The sequence below is a fragment of the Halomonas sp. Mc5H-6 genome (genome assembly GCF_024124705.1).
Taxonomy (GTDB): domain Bacteria; phylum Pseudomonadota; class Gammaproteobacteria; order Pseudomonadales; family Halomonadaceae; genus Vreelandella; species Vreelandella subterranea.
On sequence record NZ_JAMXSI010000003.1, the window covers coordinates 340,189 to 355,044 of the forward strand.

At 61.2% G+C, this 14,856-nt stretch carries 14 protein-coding genes; 9 read left to right on the top strand and 5 right to left on the bottom strand.

The features are described 5' to 3' along the window. Positions 1-176 precede the first annotated feature (176 nt). From NH395_RS07315 to NH395_RS07350, 8 genes are all read left to right on the top strand, one after another. Positions 177-1,061, top strand: a complete 885-nt coding sequence (locus NH395_RS07315) for an urease accessory protein UreD (protein ID WP_253023592.1) — start codon at positions 177-179, stop codon at positions 1,059-1,061. 23 nt (positions 1,062-1,084) lie between these two features. After that, positions 1,085-1,387, top strand: coding sequence for an urease subunit gamma (ureA, locus tag NH395_RS07320; protein WP_066320888.1), 303 nt, complete (start codon positions 1,085-1,087; stop codon positions 1,385-1,387). 9 nt (positions 1,388-1,396) lie between these two features. After that, positions 1,397-1,717, top strand: a complete 321-nt coding sequence (locus tag NH395_RS07325) for an urease subunit beta (RefSeq protein WP_253023594.1) — start codon at positions 1,397-1,399, stop codon at positions 1,715-1,717. Further along, positions 1,714-3,429: an urease subunit alpha gene (gene ureC, locus NH395_RS07330; protein ID WP_253023596.1), complete on the top strand. Its 1,716-nt coding sequence runs from the start codon at positions 1,714-1,716 to the stop codon at positions 3,427-3,429. The genes NH395_RS07325 and ureC overlap by 4 nt, the downstream gene beginning before the upstream one ends. A gap of 155 nt (positions 3,430-3,584) precedes the next feature. Then, entirely contained in the window at positions 3,585-4,118 is a 534-nt protein-coding gene (gene ureE / locus NH395_RS07335; RefSeq protein WP_253023606.1) for an urease accessory protein UreE, read from the top strand. Continuing rightward, positions 4,108-4,821, top strand: a complete 714-nt coding sequence (locus NH395_RS07340; protein ID WP_253023686.1) for an urease accessory UreF family protein — start codon at positions 4,108-4,110, stop codon at positions 4,819-4,821. Before ureE ends, NH395_RS07340 begins: the two co-directional genes overlap by 11 nt. A gap of 29 nt (positions 4,822-4,850) precedes the next feature. Next, positions 4,851-5,480: an urease accessory protein UreG gene (gene ureG, locus NH395_RS07345; RefSeq protein WP_066320893.1), complete on the top strand. Its 630-nt coding sequence runs from the start codon at positions 4,851-4,853 to the stop codon at positions 5,478-5,480. Between the two features lie 300 nt (positions 5,481-5,780). Continuing rightward, the gene (locus NH395_RS07350; RefSeq protein ID WP_253023608.1) at positions 5,781-7,553 is read left to right on the top strand and encodes a methyl-accepting chemotaxis protein; all 1,773 of its coding nucleotides are present in this window, start codon (positions 5,781-5,783) and stop codon (positions 7,551-7,553) included. Positions 7,554-7,653: 100 nt separating this feature from the next. On the opposite strand, the gene NH395_RS07355 is transcribed toward NH395_RS07350, so the two are convergent. The 5 genes from NH395_RS07355 to NH395_RS07375 are packed head-to-tail and all read right to left on the bottom strand — an operon-like array spanning position 7,654 to position 13,670. Further along, positions 7,654-7,899: a formate dehydrogenase subunit delta gene (locus NH395_RS07355; protein ID WP_253023610.1), complete on the bottom strand. Its 246-nt coding sequence runs from the start codon at positions 7,897-7,899 to the stop codon at positions 7,654-7,656. Positions 7,900-7,910: 11 nt separating this feature from the next. Continuing rightward, positions 7,911-8,738: a formate dehydrogenase accessory sulfurtransferase FdhD gene (fdhD, locus tag NH395_RS07360; RefSeq protein ID WP_253023612.1), complete on the bottom strand. Its 828-nt coding sequence runs from the start codon at positions 8,736-8,738 to the stop codon at positions 7,911-7,913. After that, positions 8,735-11,626, bottom strand: coding sequence for a formate dehydrogenase subunit alpha (fdhF, locus tag NH395_RS07365; RefSeq protein ID WP_253023614.1), 2,892 nt, complete (start codon positions 11,624-11,626; stop codon positions 8,735-8,737). Before fdhF ends, fdhD begins: the two co-directional genes overlap by 4 nt. Continuing rightward, complete coding sequence (locus NH395_RS07370; RefSeq protein ID WP_253023616.1) at positions 11,623-13,179, bottom strand: formate dehydrogenase beta subunit; 1,557 nt, start codon at positions 13,177-13,179, stop codon at positions 11,623-11,625. Before NH395_RS07370 ends, fdhF begins: the two co-directional genes overlap by 4 nt. Next, a complete protein-coding gene (locus tag NH395_RS07375) occupies positions 13,176-13,670 on the bottom strand; it encodes a formate dehydrogenase subunit gamma (protein WP_253023618.1) in 495 nt (164 codons plus the stop codon). Before NH395_RS07375 ends, NH395_RS07370 begins: the two co-directional genes overlap by 4 nt. Before the next feature lie 129 nt (positions 13,671-13,799). Between NH395_RS07375 and NH395_RS07380 the strand changes: the two genes are divergently transcribed. After that, entirely contained in the window at positions 13,800-14,855 is a 1,056-nt protein-coding gene (locus NH395_RS07380; protein ID WP_253023620.1) for a substrate-binding domain-containing protein, read from the top strand. The last annotated feature ends 1 nt before the right edge of the window (position 14,856 follow it).

Sequence of the window (14,856 nt, forward strand, 5' to 3'; positions counted from 1 at the left end):
CCTAGCGGTGCTTTTTAATCTCTCAATGTTCAATTTTGGTGCAACTCCCTGCAGGATGTATCGCTCAAAAACGCTGCTAGGCGTTGCCAATAGTGTTGCTTAGCGCTTTTCACCATTTTGGCGCATAAATTGCATTGGTTAGCTAATGGCTTACTGTAAGGACGCGATAGCTACCTATGATTTTATGCGATATCGCCAAACCATCTATTGCCTCCGGCCACCGCTTCGATGATCAGCGGCACTGGGCGGCCTCGCTGGCGTTGCGCTTTGCCCACCGCGGCGGTGCCACCCGCATGGTGCAGGCGCGCCATTCGGGGCCATTACGGGTGCAGCGGCCGTTTTACCCGGAAGGCCGCGGTGAGGCCTGCCACGTTTACCTGCTGCACCCGCCGGGTGGGCTGGTGAGCGGCGATGCGCTGACCATTCAGGCCCATGTGGAAAACGGCGCCCAGGCGCTGCTGACGACGCCTGCCGCCAACAAGCTCTATAAAGCCGACAGCCAGGGTGTTTCATGGGCCCAGCACACCCAGTTGCGTGTTGAAGACGGCGGGACCCTTGAGTGGCTGCCCCAGGAAACCATTGCCTTTGACGGCTCGCGGGGTGAGCAGCGCACCTCGATTGATTTGCATGGCAGCGCCCGCTGCCTGGGCTGGGAAGTCATGGCGCTGGGCCGCCCGGCGAGCGAGCTGCCCTATGTGTCTGGACGCATTGAGCAGCACTTTCGTTTGACCCTGGACGGCAAGCCGCTGTGGCTTGAACGCCAGCCTCTCGATCCTTTGCACCCGCGCTTTACCGGGCGCTGGGGGCAAGGCGGCGCGACGGTACAGGCCACACTCTGGGCAGTGGGCATAGCCGATGCGACGGGTGCCATCGAGGCCCTGCGCGAAGCGCTGCCCGACAACCCCCGCTGGGCCGTCACTGTGCGTCACGGCGTATTGTTACTGCGCTACCTGGGCAACTCACGCAATGAAGCCTGGACGCTGTGCGAGCAGGCCTGGCATCTGCTGCGCCCTCTTTGGATCGAGCGTGAAGCGCACACGCCGAGAATTTGGCTAACCTAATAACTCGCTAACGGAGACGCCCCATGGAATTAACCCCAAGAGACAAAGACAAGCTGCTGCTGTTTTCTGCCGCCCAGCTTGCCGAGCGCCGCAAAGCGCGCGGTTTGAAGCTCAACTATCCCGAAGCGGTCGCGCTGATCAGCTTTGAAATCATGGAAGGCGCCCGTGATGGTCGCAGCGTGGCGGACCTGATGAGCTACGGTCGCGAGATATTAAGCCGTGACGACGTGATGGAAGGTGTGGCCGAGATGGTCGACGAGGTTCAGGTGGAAGCCACCTTCCCAGACGGCACCAAGCTGGTCACTGTTCACACCCCCATTAATTAGGAGGTCGCCATGATTCCCGGCGAGTATCAGTTAAAAGACGGCGATATCGAGCTGTGCGTGGGGCGTGAGCGCATCAGCGTCGAGGTGGCCAATACCGGTGATCGGCCGATTCAGGTGGGGTCGCACTACCATTTTGCCGAAGCCAACCCGGCGCTGGTGTTTGACCGTGACAAGGCGCGGGGCTATCGCCTGGACGTTGCGGCGGGTACGGCGATTCGCTTCGAGCCCGGCCAGACCCGCGAAGTTACGCTGATCCCATATGTCGGCAAGCGGGAAATTTACGGCTTCCGCGGCGATGTGATGGGTGCGCTTGATGGAGGTAAGCAATGAAACCGGATAACAAGATCAGTCGCCAGGCCTATGCCGATATGTACGGCCCCACGGTAGGCGACCGCGTGCGGCTGGGCGACACTGAGCTATGGATCGAGGTCGAAAAAGACGCCACCCACTACGGCGATGAAGTGAAATTCGGCGGCGGCAAGGTCATCCGCGACGGCATGGGCCAAAGCCAGCGCGCCGACGACACCGTGATGGATACGGTCATCACTAATGCGCTGATCTTGGACTGGTGGGGCATCGTCAAGGCCGACGTGGGCATTCAAAACGGCCGCATTGCCGCGATTGGCAAAGCCGGTAACCCGGATACCCAGCCGGATGTCGAGATCGTGATTGGCCCCGGCACTGAAATCATCTCCGGGGAAGGCAAGATTCTGACCGCCGGGGCGCTGGATGCCCATATTCATTTCATTTGCCCGCAGCTGGTGGAAGAAGCGCTGATGAGCGGTATTACCACCATGCTCGGCGGCGGCACGGGGCCGGCCACCGGCACCAACGCCACCACCTGTACCCCTGGCGCCTGGCATATCGGCAAAATGCTCCAGGCGGTGGACGATATGCCCATGAACATTGGCTTGCTGGGCAAGGGTAACGCCAGCCTGCCCGAGTCGCTGGAAGCCCAGCTGAATGCAGGTGCCATGGGCCTCAAACTGCACGAGGACTGGGGCACGACACCCGCCTCGATCAACAACTGCCTTAACGTGGCGGATGTTTACGATGTTCAGGTGGCCATCCACACCGATACCCTGAACGAGTCGGGCTTTGTGGAAGACACCCTGGGGGCCTTTAAAGAACGCTGCATTCACACCTACCACACTGAGGGGGCAGGCGGAGGTCACGCGCCGGATATCCTCACCGCCTGCGCCAAGCCCTATGTGCTGCCGTCATCTACCAACCCGACGCGTCCCTACACCGTCAACACTATCGACGAACACCTCGATATGCTGATGGTGTGCCACCATCTCGACCCCAATATCCCCGAAGACGTGGCCTTCGCCGACTCACGCATTCGCCGCGAAACCATCTCCGCCGAGGATATCCTCCACGACCTGGGCGTGATCTCTATGATCGCCTCGGACTCCCAGGCCATGGGGCGGGTTGGTGAAGTGGTCTGCCGCACCTGGCAAACCGCCCACAAGATGAAGGTGCAGCGCGGCCTGCTGCCTGAAGATGAAGCCCTGGGCGCCGATAATTTCCGGGCCAAGCGCTATATCGCCAAATACACCATTAACCCGGCGATCACCCACGGTATCGCCCACGAAGTCGGCTCCATCGAAGTCGGAAAAATGGCGGACCTGGTGCTTTGGAAGCCGGCGTTTTTCGGTACCAAACCGGCGATGATCATCAAGGGCGGCATGATTGCGGCCGCCCCCATGGGCGACCCCAATGCGTCGATTCCCACACCACAGCCGGTGCATTACCGTTACATGTTTGGTGCACTGGGCCGCGCGGCCAGCCAGACCCGGCTCAGCTTTGTCAGCCAGGCAGCATTGGATGCGGGGATTAAAGAGACGCTGGGGCTGAACAGCGAGCTAGCGGCGTGTAAAAACGTACGCCAGGTACGCAAGCAGGACATGAAGCTCAACGACGCCTGCCCAGAGCTGACCGTCGATCCACAGACCTACGAAGTGCGCTGCGATGGCGAAATTTTGACCTGCGAGCCTGCTACCGAATTGCCGCTGGCTCAGCGGTATCACTTGTTTTGATTGAGGCTATTCCATTTAGGTAGAGGTGACGGGGGTAGGTCGTAGAGAGGGTCTTTTGCCATGGATGGCAAAAGTAGCGTACAGGGAGGTATTCACAGCGCCCTCTCGTAGACCTACCCCCGGCACATCTGCATAGACAGCGAAGGACGCTAGTCATGCTAAAACTGATAGAACGCTTAGGGCCGATAGACGAGAGCGCAGCGAGTGACACGCTGACGCTGCCCTTTGAACTGCGCATCCGCGGACGCTTGAAAGCCCAAAGCGACAGCGGTCGTGAACTGGGGCTGTTTCTGGATCGCGGCCCGGTATTGCGTAGCGGCGAAGGCTTAAAAGCGGAAAGTGGCGAAGTGGTACGTGTCTGCGCCGCCGTAGAACCGGTGGTGACCGCGCGAGTAAGTGCTGGCTTACCGCTGGCGCGTCTGGCTTACCACCTGGGCAATCGCCACGTGCAGCTGGCGCTGGGTGAAGATGAAAAGGGCGGTTGGGTACGTTTTCCGCCGGACCACGTGCTGGAAGAGCTCGCCGAGCTGCTCGGCGCTGAGCTTGAGCACCACGACGCCACCTTCGACCCTGAGCCGGGTGCTTATAACCAAGTGGGTGGTGGACATGCTCATGGCCACGCACACGGTCATGCCCATTCTCACGATCATGATCATTCTCACGGCCATGAGCATCACCATGCCCACTGATGTCACCGCGCAAAACAGCCAAAACGATGAGTTGGCACTGCTGGGGCTGATGCAACTGGTCAGCCCGTCGCTGCCCATCGGGGCCTTTGCCTTCTCGCAAGGCCTGGAAAGCGCCTTCGAACTTGGCTGGGTAAGTGACGAAGCAAGTCTGGCCGAGTGGCTAAGCGGCGTATTGGAAGACGGCTTAACCCGTTGCGAGTTACCCGTGCTGGCACGGCTGCACCAGGCCATTGGCGAAGGCGATAGCCATGCGATTGCCCAGTGGGATGCGTGGCTGGCGGCGACACGGGAAACCGCCGAGCTGGCCGCTGAAGACAGCCGATTGGGTGCCTCGCTCAAGCGCTTGTTGAAAAGCCTGGACTTGATGCCAAGTGACGACTCACTAGCGCCCTTGTTACCGGCTCAAGCAGGCTATGTAACGCTGTTTGCTTACACGGCCCATACCCGTGGCGTGTCCGTTCGCCAAACCCTGCTGGGCTTTGCCTGGGCGTGGCTGGAAAATCAGCTGGCCGTCGCCTGCAAGGCCCTGCCGCTGGGCCACACCGCTGCCCAGCGGGTTAACGAGCAACTGCGCCCGGCACTTGTCACTGCCGTTGATCAGGCGCTTTCGCTTGATGACGATGAGCTTGGCCCGGTGCTGCCCGGTCTTGCCCTGGCCAGTGCGTTGCACGAAACCCAGTATTCGCGCCTGTTCAGAAGTTAAATAGATGTAAGGTTAATAAGGAGAGAACGATGACTCACTGTTTACGCGTTGGCGTGGGTGGCCCGGTTGGCTCGGGCAAAACCGCGCTGTTGAAGCAGCTCTGCCTGGCGCTGCGCGACCACTACGATATCGCCGTGGTGACCAACGATATCTACACTCGCGAAGACGCCGACTTTCTGCTCAAGCACGATGCGCTGCCGGCCGATCGTATTCTGGGCGTGGAAACCGGCGGCTGCCCGCACACGGCGATCCGCGAAGATGCCTCCATGAACCTAGCGGCCATTGACGAGCTGCAGGAACGCCATCCCAAGCTGGAGCTGGTGATGGTGGAATCCGGCGGCGATAACCTGTCGGCGACCTTCAGCCCCGAGCTTTCGGATCTCACGCTCTACGTGATCGACGTGTCCGCTGGGGACAAGATTCCGCGTAAAGGTGGCCCGGGCATTACTAAATCCGACCTGCTGATTATCAACAAGATCGACATCGCCGAGCAGGTGCATGCCTCGCTGGAGGTGATGGAGCGCGACTCGAAAAAGATGCGCGGCGAGCGGCCCTTTGTTTTCACCAATCTGTATGACGGCGTAGGGCTCGAAGAAATCATCCGCTTCATTCTCGATAAAGGGATGCTGGATGAGCGGCGCACGGCCATCGCGGGCTAACCTGGGGCGGGCATAATAAAAAAGTCGCCCCGACCAGGCGGTTGAAGGGTCGAGGCGACTGAACAAAGGTGGGTGGCATCAAGCCTTAAAACGGGCCATCCCTGGCCACCACACCTTCACTGTGGACTCCAAGGCTTCCCATCACCTTAACGTATGTTATGAATCCCCTGATTTCGTGCTGGATAAGCCAAAAAGCCTAAGACGGTCCTGAAAAATTAAAGTTTAAATAACGTTTGTCGATAAAGGGGGTAATGATAATTCTAATATCCTCTAACTCACAAATGCTGGAATTTGCTCACAATGACAACCTCTACATCTCCCGCTCGCCGGGCCTTTGGTTTGCAAACCAAAGTCCTGATGCTTGTCTTGCTTCCCTTGTTACTGGTCACGGTCGCGCTGGTCGGGTTTAAAGCCTATAGCACAACACAGGATGCTCAGGACTCCCTCGCCCAGCAGCGCGAACAATTAATTGAAGAACGGCGCAGGGCAGTGCGCGACGTTGTGCAAATGGCGAAGACTGCCATTGAACCGATTTATGAAGACGCCGGTGTCAACGATGAGGAAGCCAAGCAGCAGGTCGCCGAAATTGTGCGCTCCATGCGCTTCGAAGATAACAACTACATATTCATCTACGACTATGACGGTAACAATATCGTGACGGCACCCGCGCCGGAGCGCGAAGGTACCAACATGATCGACGCACAAACGCCCGATGGCACCTATCTTATTCGCGAGATCATCGACGTTGCCCAGAGTGGCGGCGGGTTCTATAGCTATGTGTGGGAATACCCAGGTACCGACGAGTTTCAACCCAAGCACTCTTACGTTGACCGCCTTGAAAAATGGGACTGGTTAATCGGTGCGGGTGTGTACGTGACCGATGTTGACGAGGCCATGGCCGAACTGGAGGCCACCACGGCGGCCGATTTGCGCCAAGGCATCATCTTTGCCGCGCTGCTGGGGCTGGTGCTGTTTATTGTGGTGGCGCTGGTCGCATATGTTTTTGTTCGGCGTACCGTCGGGCCGATCAAGCGCACCTCTGCCGCCATGCACGATATCGCCCAGGGGCGGGGTGACCTGACCCGCCGCCTCGCGGTGGAAAGCAACGACGAGATCGGCGAGCTGTCCATGCAGTTCAACGCCTTTGTCGAGCGTATGCAGGACACCCTGCGCGACGTTCGCCACAGTACCTCCAGCGTCTACGATTCCGCCGGGGAGATATCCCGCAGCAGCGAAGAGCTGTCGACGCGGACCGAACAGGCGGCGGCCAACCTTCAGGAAACCTCCTCCTCCATGGAAGAGATTACCTCGACGGTCAATCACAGCGCCGACAGCGCCCAGCAGGCCAATAAGCTGGTGCAGTCCACCGCAGAAGTTGCCCACAAGGGCGAGCAGTCTATGGAGCAGGTGGAACGCACCATGCAGGATATCAATGAGTCGGCCAGCCGTATCAGCGATATCATTACCATGATCGATTCCATTGCCTTCCAGACCAACATTCTGGCGCTCAACGCTTCGGTGGAAGCGGCTCGAGCGGGCGAGCACGGCCGAGGGTTTGCCGTGGTGGCGCAGGAAGTTAGAACCTTGGCGAGCCGTTCCAGCGATGCCTCCAAGGAAATACGCGCGCTCATTGATGCCTCGGTGCAGCACACCCATTCCGGTGCCGAGCTGGTGCGTGATGCGGGTGCCACCATGCGCGAAATCGTCGAGAGCGTGGCCAAGGTGACCGATGTCATTGGCGAGATCAGCGCCGGGGCGAAAGAGCAGAGCAGCGGTATCAGCCAGATCAACACCGCGGTGGCCGAAATGGACACCATGACCCAGCAAAACGCCACCATGGTGCAACAGTCGACCACTGCCGCTGCGGATATGCGTCGCCATGCGGAGCACCTGAGCGAGCTGATCAATTCCTTTGTGCTCGGCGAAGATGAGCCCCAGCATCAGGCACTAGCCTCTCCGGCGTCTCAGCAGCGTGGCAGCGATAGCGGCATGAAGCGTCCTGCGCTTTCATCCCACGCCTCATCACAGCCCTCACCGGCGAAGCATACCGCAGATGAGTGGGAAGAGTTCTAACGCTGATGATCAGTGCTGGTGATATCAGCACTGATGAACGATGGGTATAAAAACGGGGCTTGCCAGATGGCAAGCCCCGTTGCGTTAACGCCGGTGATGTTTATCCGGTATGCCGCTTGGGCAGTCTTTCCGCCAGCAAGGTGACGGCTCGCTTTGCCAGTGGTGAAAGCGCGGTATCCTCGCGCTCCAGTGTGGCGACCAGGCGATGCTTCATAGAGCGTGCCCAGAAGGTCTCCAAGTGGCGGCAGGTGGCCGCGGCGGCCGTTTCTTCATCGCGACCGCCGCCCAGGTTAGCGGCGATCTGGTTGGTCATGTGAATCAGGTGAGTCTCTTGGTGCGACGCCATTGCGTGCCTCCTTAGCCATGGGCCATCGCCACCGACGTGGGGCGATGGTAAATCAGGTGGCGGCCGGGCCGCGCAAAGCCTGCCAGCAGCAGCCCCGCTGTCTGGGCCTGCTCCACCGCGAGCGCCGTGGCCGCCGAAACCGCCACCAGGGCGCCAATACCGGCACTGGCACATTTGTGCACCATCTCGTAGCTGGCACGGCTGGTGACCAGTGCGAACCCCTCGCCGAGGGGAAGGGCCTCGCGGGCAAGGGCACCAATCAATTTGTCCAGCGCGTTATGGCGACCAACATCCTCGCGCAGCCGTTGGATGTGCCCCTGGGCATCGCACCAGGCGGCACCGTGGCTTGCGCCAGTGGCTGACTGCAGCGGCTGGTGGGCGGTCAGTTCCTGCAGCGAGCGCTGAATGGCGGCATCGCTAAGTGAGGGCGCCACGACAGAGGGGATCGGACGAATGGCCTGCTCCAGAGCTTCTGTGCCGCACAGGCCGCATCCGGTGCGTCCTGTCAGGCTGCGCCGCCGCTGTTTGAGCTCAGCCATCCGTTGGCTGGCAATGGTGAGGTGAACGGTGAGGCCTTGGGGCGCTTCGTGGATATCGAAGTCGTAGCACTCATCGGCATTTGCCAGGATTCCTTCGGAAAGGCTGAAGCCGAGGGCAAAATCCTCAAGGTCAGCGGGACTTGCCATCATCACTGCATGGGAGATGCCGTTGTAGACCATGGCTACCGGCCTTTCCAGGGCCAGTAGATCCTCCTGAGTATCGGTGTACCAGCCGTTAGCGCCACGGCGCACCTCCACCGGCTGGCGCGCTACCGCATCGGATGTGTAGTGGGTGCTCATGGCGCCTCCTGGTGAGCGTTGGCCAGGTGGTCACGCTGGATCAGGTCGAACGTGCTAAACCGCTGCTGCCAGGCGGAGGGTTGGCTGACTTTTTCCACCTGCACCGCCGTGACCTTGTACTCCGGGCAGTTGGTGGCCCAGTCCGAGTTGTCCGTGGTGATGACGTTGGCGCCGCTGCCAGGGTGGTGGAAGGTGGTGTAGACCACTCCTGGCTGCATGCGCTCGCTGAGCCGCGCGCGCAGTACTGTCTGGCCCGAGCGACTGGTGATGCCCAGCCAGTCGCCGTCACGCACGCCGCGCAGTTCCGCATCTGATGGGTGCAGTTCCAACACATCTTCATCGTGCCAGCGCTGGTTGTCAGTACGCCGGGTCTGGGCGCCCACGTTGTACTGGCTGAGAATCCGCCCGGTGGTGAGCAGGAGCGGGAAGCGGCGGTTAGCGCGCTCTTCAGTGGCCACGTACTCGGTAATCGCAAAGCGCCCCAGGCCAATGGGGAATTCAACCTCGTGCATGGTCGGCATGCCCAGCGGGTACTCGGCGTTGCAGGGCCACTGCAGGCTACCGCGTTCTTCCAGCTTGGCGTAGCTGACGCCCGCAAAGCTAGGCGTCAACTGGGCGATCTCGTCCATGATCTCGGAGGGATGGGTATAGTGCATCGGGTAACCCAGTGCATTGGCCAGATCCTGGGTGACTTGCCAGTCTTCCTTGCCTGCCACCGGAGGCGTCACCTTGCGTACCCGGTTGATGCGCCGCTCGGCGTTGGTGAAGGTGCCGTTCTTCTCCAGGAAGCTGGAACCCGGCAGAAGTACGTGGGCGAACTTGGCCGTTTCGTTGAGGAAAATATCCTGCACGATCAGGCAGTCCAGCGACGTGAGCGCCGCCTCGACGTGCTGGGTGTTGGGGTCGGACTGGGCGATATCTTCGCCCTGCACATAAAGCGCCTTGAAAGTGCCTTCGATGGCGGCATCGAACATATTGGGAATGCGCAGTCCCGGCTCCTCGTCCAGCTTCACGCCCCACACGGATTCAAAGCGGCCGCGGGCAGTCGGGTCGGCCACGTGCTGGTAGCCCGGCAGCTCGTGGGGAAAGGAGCCCATGTCGCAGGAGCCCTGGACATTGTTCTGGCCGCGCAGCGGGTTCACGCCTACGCCCTCGCGGCCAATATTGCCGGTGGCCAGGGCCAGGTTGGCAATGCCCATCACCATGGTGGAGCCCTGGCTGTGCTCGGTCACCCCCAGCCCGTAGTAGATGGCGCCGTTGCCCGCCATGGCGTAGGTGCGGGCGGCCTGACGCACCGCCTCGGCGGGTACGCCGGTAACCGATTCGCTGGCCTCCGGGGAATGGCGTGCCTCGCTGATAAAGTCGCGCCAGGCATGGTATGCCTCGGTGTCGCAGCGCTTGGCGATGAATTCCTTATCCTCGAAGCCTTCGGTCACCACCACGTGGCCCAGCGCGTTGACCAGCGCCACGTTAGTGCCCGGGCGCAGCGGCAGGTGCTGGGCCTCGCTCATGTGCGGGGTCTTTAAAAGGTCGATGCGGCGCGGGTCGGCGACGATCAGCTTCGCCCCCTGGCGCAGGCGCTTGCCCATCATCGAGCCGAACACCGGGTGGGCGTCGGTGGGGTTGGCGCCGATCACGATGATCGCGTCCGACTTCATCACTGAATCAAACGTCTGGGTACCCGCCGACTCGCCCAGCGTGGTCTTCAGCCCGTAGCCGGTGGGCGAGTGGCAGACCCGCGCGCAGGTGTCGGTGTTGTTGTTGCCAAACGCCGCGCGGATCAGCTTCTGCACCAGGTAGGTCTCTTCGTTGGTGCAGCGCGAGGAAGTAATCCCGCCGATGCTCTCGCGGCCGTGCTCGGCCTGAATCGCTTTCAGGCGGTTGGCGGCAAAGGTGATCGCCTCTTCCCAACTGACTTCCCGCCAGGGCTGGTCGATGCTGTCGCGAATCATCGGCGTGGTCAGGCGATCCGGGTGGGTGGCGTAGCCGAAGGCAAAGCGCCCCTTCACGCAGGAGTGGCCGTGGTTAGCGTCGCCGCCCTTGTAGGGCACCATGCGCACCAGCTGGTCGCCCTTCATCTGGGCTTCAAACGAGCAGCCCACGCCGCAGTAGGCGCAGGTAGTGACCACGCTATGGTCCGGCACGCCGTGGTCGATCACGCTCTTCTCCATCAGCGTGGCCGTGGGGCAGGCCTGCACGCAGGCCCCGCAGGAGACGCAGTCCGAGTCCATGAAGGCGTCGTTCTGGCCTGCTGATACTTTGGATTCGAACCCGCGGCCATCGATGGTTAGCGCGAAGGTGCCCTGCACTTCGTCGCAGGCGCGCACGCAGCGCGAGCAGACGATGCACTTGCTGGGATCGAAGGTGAAGTAGGGGTTGGACTCGTCCTTGACCGCCTCCAGATGATTCTCGCCCGTAAAGCCGTAGCGCACTTCACGTAGGCCGACGCTACCCGCCATGTCCTGCAGCTCGCAGTCGCCGTTGGCCGGGCAGGTCAAACAGTCCAGCGGGTGGTCGGAGATGTACAGCTCCATTACGTTGCGGCGCAGCTTGGCGAGCCGCTCGTTCTGGGTGGTTACCTTCATGCCTTCCACCACCGGCGTGGTGCAGGAGGCGGGAAAGCCCCGGCGCCCCTCCACCTGCACCGCGCACAGCCGACAGGAACCGAAGGGCTCCAGGCTGTCGGTGGCGCACAGTTTGGGAATGTTGATATCCGCCAGCGCCGCCGCGCGCAACACCGACGTGCCTTCCGGCACGCTGATCGTCACGCCGTCGATATCAAGGCTCACCGAGGCAGTGCCAACGGCTTGAGCCGGGAAGGGCGTGCCGAGGTCTTTGCTGTGCTCGACCTGTTTGGCATGTTGCTTGGGGTCAAAATGTTCGATCATGATCTGTCTCCGTTCGCCGCCTGCTGGAAGTCGTCGGGGAAGTGCTTCAGCGCGCTTTGCACCGGGAAGGGGGTCATGCCGCCCATGGCGCAGAGCGAGCCATCCACCATCGTTTCGCAGAGGTCGTGGAGTAGAATGAGGTTAGCTTCGCGATTGTCGTTGGCGCGGATGCGGTCAATCACCTCCACGCCCCGGGTCGAACCGATCCGGCAGGGCGTACACTTGCCGCAGGACTCCACCTTGCAGAACTCCATCGAAAAGCGCGCCTGCTCGGCCATATCGACGCTGTCGTCGAACATCACCACGCCGCCGTGACCCACGCCTGCGCCCACCTCGGCGAAGGTTTCGTAATCCAGCGGCATGTCCCACTGGCTTTCGGGCAGGTAGGCGCACAGCGGCCCGCCCACCTGGACAGCGCGCAAGGGCTTGCCGGTGAGGGTGCCGCCGCCAAACTCCTCCATCAGTGTGCGCAGGGTGGTGCCAAAGGCCAGCTCCACCAGACCACCGCGCTTGACGTTGCCCGCCAGCTGCAGTGCCAGGGTGCCCCGCGAGCGGCCCATGCCGTGATTGGCGTAGGCCTCGGCGCCTTCGGCCAGAATGAACGGTACGGCGGCTAGCGAGAGCACATTGTTGACCACCGTAGGACGGCCAAACAGCCCCTCAATGGCGGGCAGCGGCGGCTTGAAACGCACCAGGCCGCGCTTGCCTTCGAGGCTTTCGAGTAGCGAAGTTTCTTCACCACAGATATAGGCACCGGCACCGAGACGCACTTCCAGGTGGAATGTATGGCCGCTGCCAAGAAGGTCTCCGCCGAGATAACCGGCGGTCTCGGCACGGGCAATGGCCTCGTCGAGGATCTCTTTCGCCAGCGGGTACTCCGAACGCAGGTAGATATAGCCTTGGGTGGCGCCCACTGCGAGCCCGGCGATAGTCATGCCTTCGATCAGCATGTAGGGGTCGCACTCCATGGCCAGCCGGTCGGCGAAGGTGCCGGAGTCGCCCTCGTCGGCATTGCAGACGATGTATTTCTGGTCGGCGGGCGTGTCGAGCACGGTCTGCCATTTGATGCCGGTGGGGAAGGCCGCCCCGCCGCGCCCGCGCAGGCCGGAGGCTTTGACTTCCTCGACGATGTCCTGGGGCTCGCGTTGCAGCGCTGCCTCCAGGCCGCAAAAACCGCTGTGGGCGCGATAGTCGTCAATCGACAGCGGGTCGGTAATACCGATACGCGCGAAAGTCAGGCGCTGCTGCCGTGCGAGGTAGTCAATCTCTTCCGTGGGGCCCAGTGCCAGGGGGTGGCTGACGCTACCTTCGAGCAGCCCGGCGTCGACCAGTGCCGCTACGTCGCCCGGCGTTACCGGGCCGTAGGCGAACCGCCCGATGGGGGTCTCAACTTCCACCAGCGGCTCAAGCCAGGCAAGGCCGCGGGAGCCGTTGCGTACCAGGGTGATTGACTGACCGCGTGCGGCGGCCTCTCTTATCAGTCGGCTGGCGACCATATCGGCACCCAGTGAAAGTGCGGTGGTATCGCGGGGAACAAAAACGCGAATGCTCATCCCATCATCTCCAGCGGCCGGGTTTGTAGCTCATCCATTAATTCATCGAAGGCGTCCGGGGTAACGCGGCCGCGTATGCTGTCGTCCACGCGGATCGACGGGCCGCAGGCGCAGTTGCCCAGGCAGTAAACGGCTTCGAGGGTGATTTCGCGATCCGGCGTGGTCTGGTGGTAGTCGACCCCCAAACGTGCCTTGGCGTGGGCTTCGAGCTGGCGCGCGCCTACCGACTGACACGCCTCGGCGCGGCAGATCTGTACCACGTGGCGCCCCGGCGGCGTGGTGCGAAAGTGGTGGTAGAAGCTTATGACACCATGCACTTCGGCACGTGTCTGGTGGAGGGCATCGGCGATGATCGGCACTGCTGCCTCGGGAATGAAGCCGATGCGATCCTGAAGGGCGTGGAGGATCGGCAGTAGGGCGCCGGGCTTGTGCTTCAGAGCGTCGACCTCGGCCTGAATTGCCTGCGGTGCCCACTCCTGGGAATGGTTCATGATGCCCTCCTCACGACTGTTTATTATCTTTTAGATATGCACGTCTTTTCATATTTAAAAAGACGTGCATCCCGGTTAAGACAAAGCTAGCATCAAGTTATCGACTGAAAAATATGAAATAGTGTGCCTATGAAACGAATCAAGGTAACGCCCACCTGGTGCTTTAGCGATGAAGAGGGGCACCGTCTCGATACCAATCTTTTGCGCCTGCTTGGGGCGGTTCATCGCCACGGCAAGTTGACCCATGCCGCCGAGGAAGCGGGTATTTCCTATCGCCATGCGTGGAATTTACTGCGCCAGGGCGGGGAGTTTTTTGGTGTCACCTTGGTGGAAATGGCGCGTGGGCGAGGGGCGCGGTTGTCGCCGCTGGGTGAGAAGCTGCTGTGGGCCGAACAACGCGCCACCGCTCGGCTAAGCCCGCAGCTTGATAGCCTGAGCTCAGAGCTGAATCTTGCCATTCAGCAGCATCAGGAAGGCGTGCACCCCGTCCTGCGCCTTCACGCCAGCCACGGGTTTGCGATAGAGCTGCTGCCGCAGCATCTGGGCGAGCTACCGCTTTACCTGCAGTACTGCAGCTCGCTGGAAGCGCTTGCAGCCCTGAACCAAGACCGCTGTGATCTGGCGGGCTGCCACCTGCCCAGGGGAGCTGTCGGTGAAAAGGCACGGCGTAAATACCGCCGACTACTAAAGCCCCGCTCTCATCGGCTGATAGGATTTATCGCCCGCCAGCAGGGGCTAATGGTGGCGCCGGGGAACCCGATGGGCATTGATAGCGTTGCCGCACTGGCCGACAGGCCTGTGACGTTTATCAACCGCCAGGCGTCGTCGGGAACCCGGGAACTGCTGGACAGCCTGCTGGCCGAGGCCAGTATTTCAGCCGCCAATGTGAGCGGTTACGAGATTGAGGAGTACACTCACTCGGCGGTTGCGGCCTATGTGGCGGCGGGAATGGCGGATGTAGGGTTTGGTGTCGAGGCGGCCGCGCAGCGGTTTGGGCTTGATTTTGTGCCGTTGGCCACAGAAGACTACTTGCTGGCGTGTCATCATCGTTCCCTGAAAGAGTCGCAATTTACCGACTTTTTGCAGGTGTTGCGCAGCGCTTCCTTCCAGGAAGCGGTGCAGTGTCTGCCCGGCTATAACCCCAGCCAATGTGGCAGCGTGATCGAGATCGGCAGCTTTTTATAAG

What these genes read in the sequence shown, in the direction of transcription:
- NH395_RS07315 (WP_253023592.1), top strand. Translation starts at nt 177, where the DNA reads ATGATTTTATGCGATATCGCCAAACCATCTATTGCCTCCGGCCACCGC.
- ureA (WP_066320888.1), top strand. Translation starts at nt 1,085, where the DNA reads ATGGAATTAACCCCAAGAGACAAAGACAAGCTGCTGCTGTTTTCTGCC.
- NH395_RS07325 (WP_253023594.1), top strand. Translation starts at nt 1,397, where the DNA reads ATGATTCCCGGCGAGTATCAGTTAAAAGACGGCGATATCGAGCTGTGC.
- ureC (WP_253023596.1), top strand. Translation starts at nt 1,714, where the DNA reads ATGAAACCGGATAACAAGATCAGTCGCCAGGCCTATGCCGATATGTAC.
- ureE (WP_253023606.1), top strand. Translation starts at nt 3,585, where the DNA reads ATGCTAAAACTGATAGAACGCTTAGGGCCGATAGACGAGAGCGCAGCG.
- NH395_RS07340 (WP_253023686.1), top strand. Translation starts at nt 4,108, where the DNA reads ATGCCCACTGATGTCACCGCGCAAAACAGCCAAAACGATGAGTTGGCA.
- ureG (WP_066320893.1), top strand. Translation starts at nt 4,851, where the DNA reads ATGACTCACTGTTTACGCGTTGGCGTGGGTGGCCCGGTTGGCTCGGGC.
- NH395_RS07350 (WP_253023608.1), top strand. Translation starts at nt 5,781, where the DNA reads ATGACAACCTCTACATCTCCCGCTCGCCGGGCCTTTGGTTTGCAAACC.
- NH395_RS07355 (WP_253023610.1), bottom strand. Translation starts at nt 7,899, where the DNA reads ATGGCGTCGCACCAAGAGACTCACCTGATTCACATGACCAACCAGATC.
- fdhD (WP_253023612.1), bottom strand. Translation starts at nt 8,738, where the DNA reads ATGAGCACCCACTACACATCCGATGCGGTAGCGCGCCAGCCGGTGGAG.
- fdhF (WP_253023614.1), bottom strand. Translation starts at nt 11,626, where the DNA reads ATGATCGAACATTTTGACCCCAAGCAACATGCCAAACAGGTCGAGCAC.
- NH395_RS07370 (WP_253023616.1), bottom strand. Translation starts at nt 13,179, where the DNA reads ATGAGCATTCGCGTTTTTGTTCCCCGCGATACCACCGCACTTTCACTG.
- NH395_RS07375 (WP_253023618.1), bottom strand. Translation starts at nt 13,670, where the DNA reads ATGAACCATTCCCAGGAGTGGGCACCGCAGGCAATTCAGGCCGAGGTC.
- NH395_RS07380 (WP_253023620.1), top strand. Translation starts at nt 13,800, where the DNA reads ATGAAACGAATCAAGGTAACGCCCACCTGGTGCTTTAGCGATGAAGAG.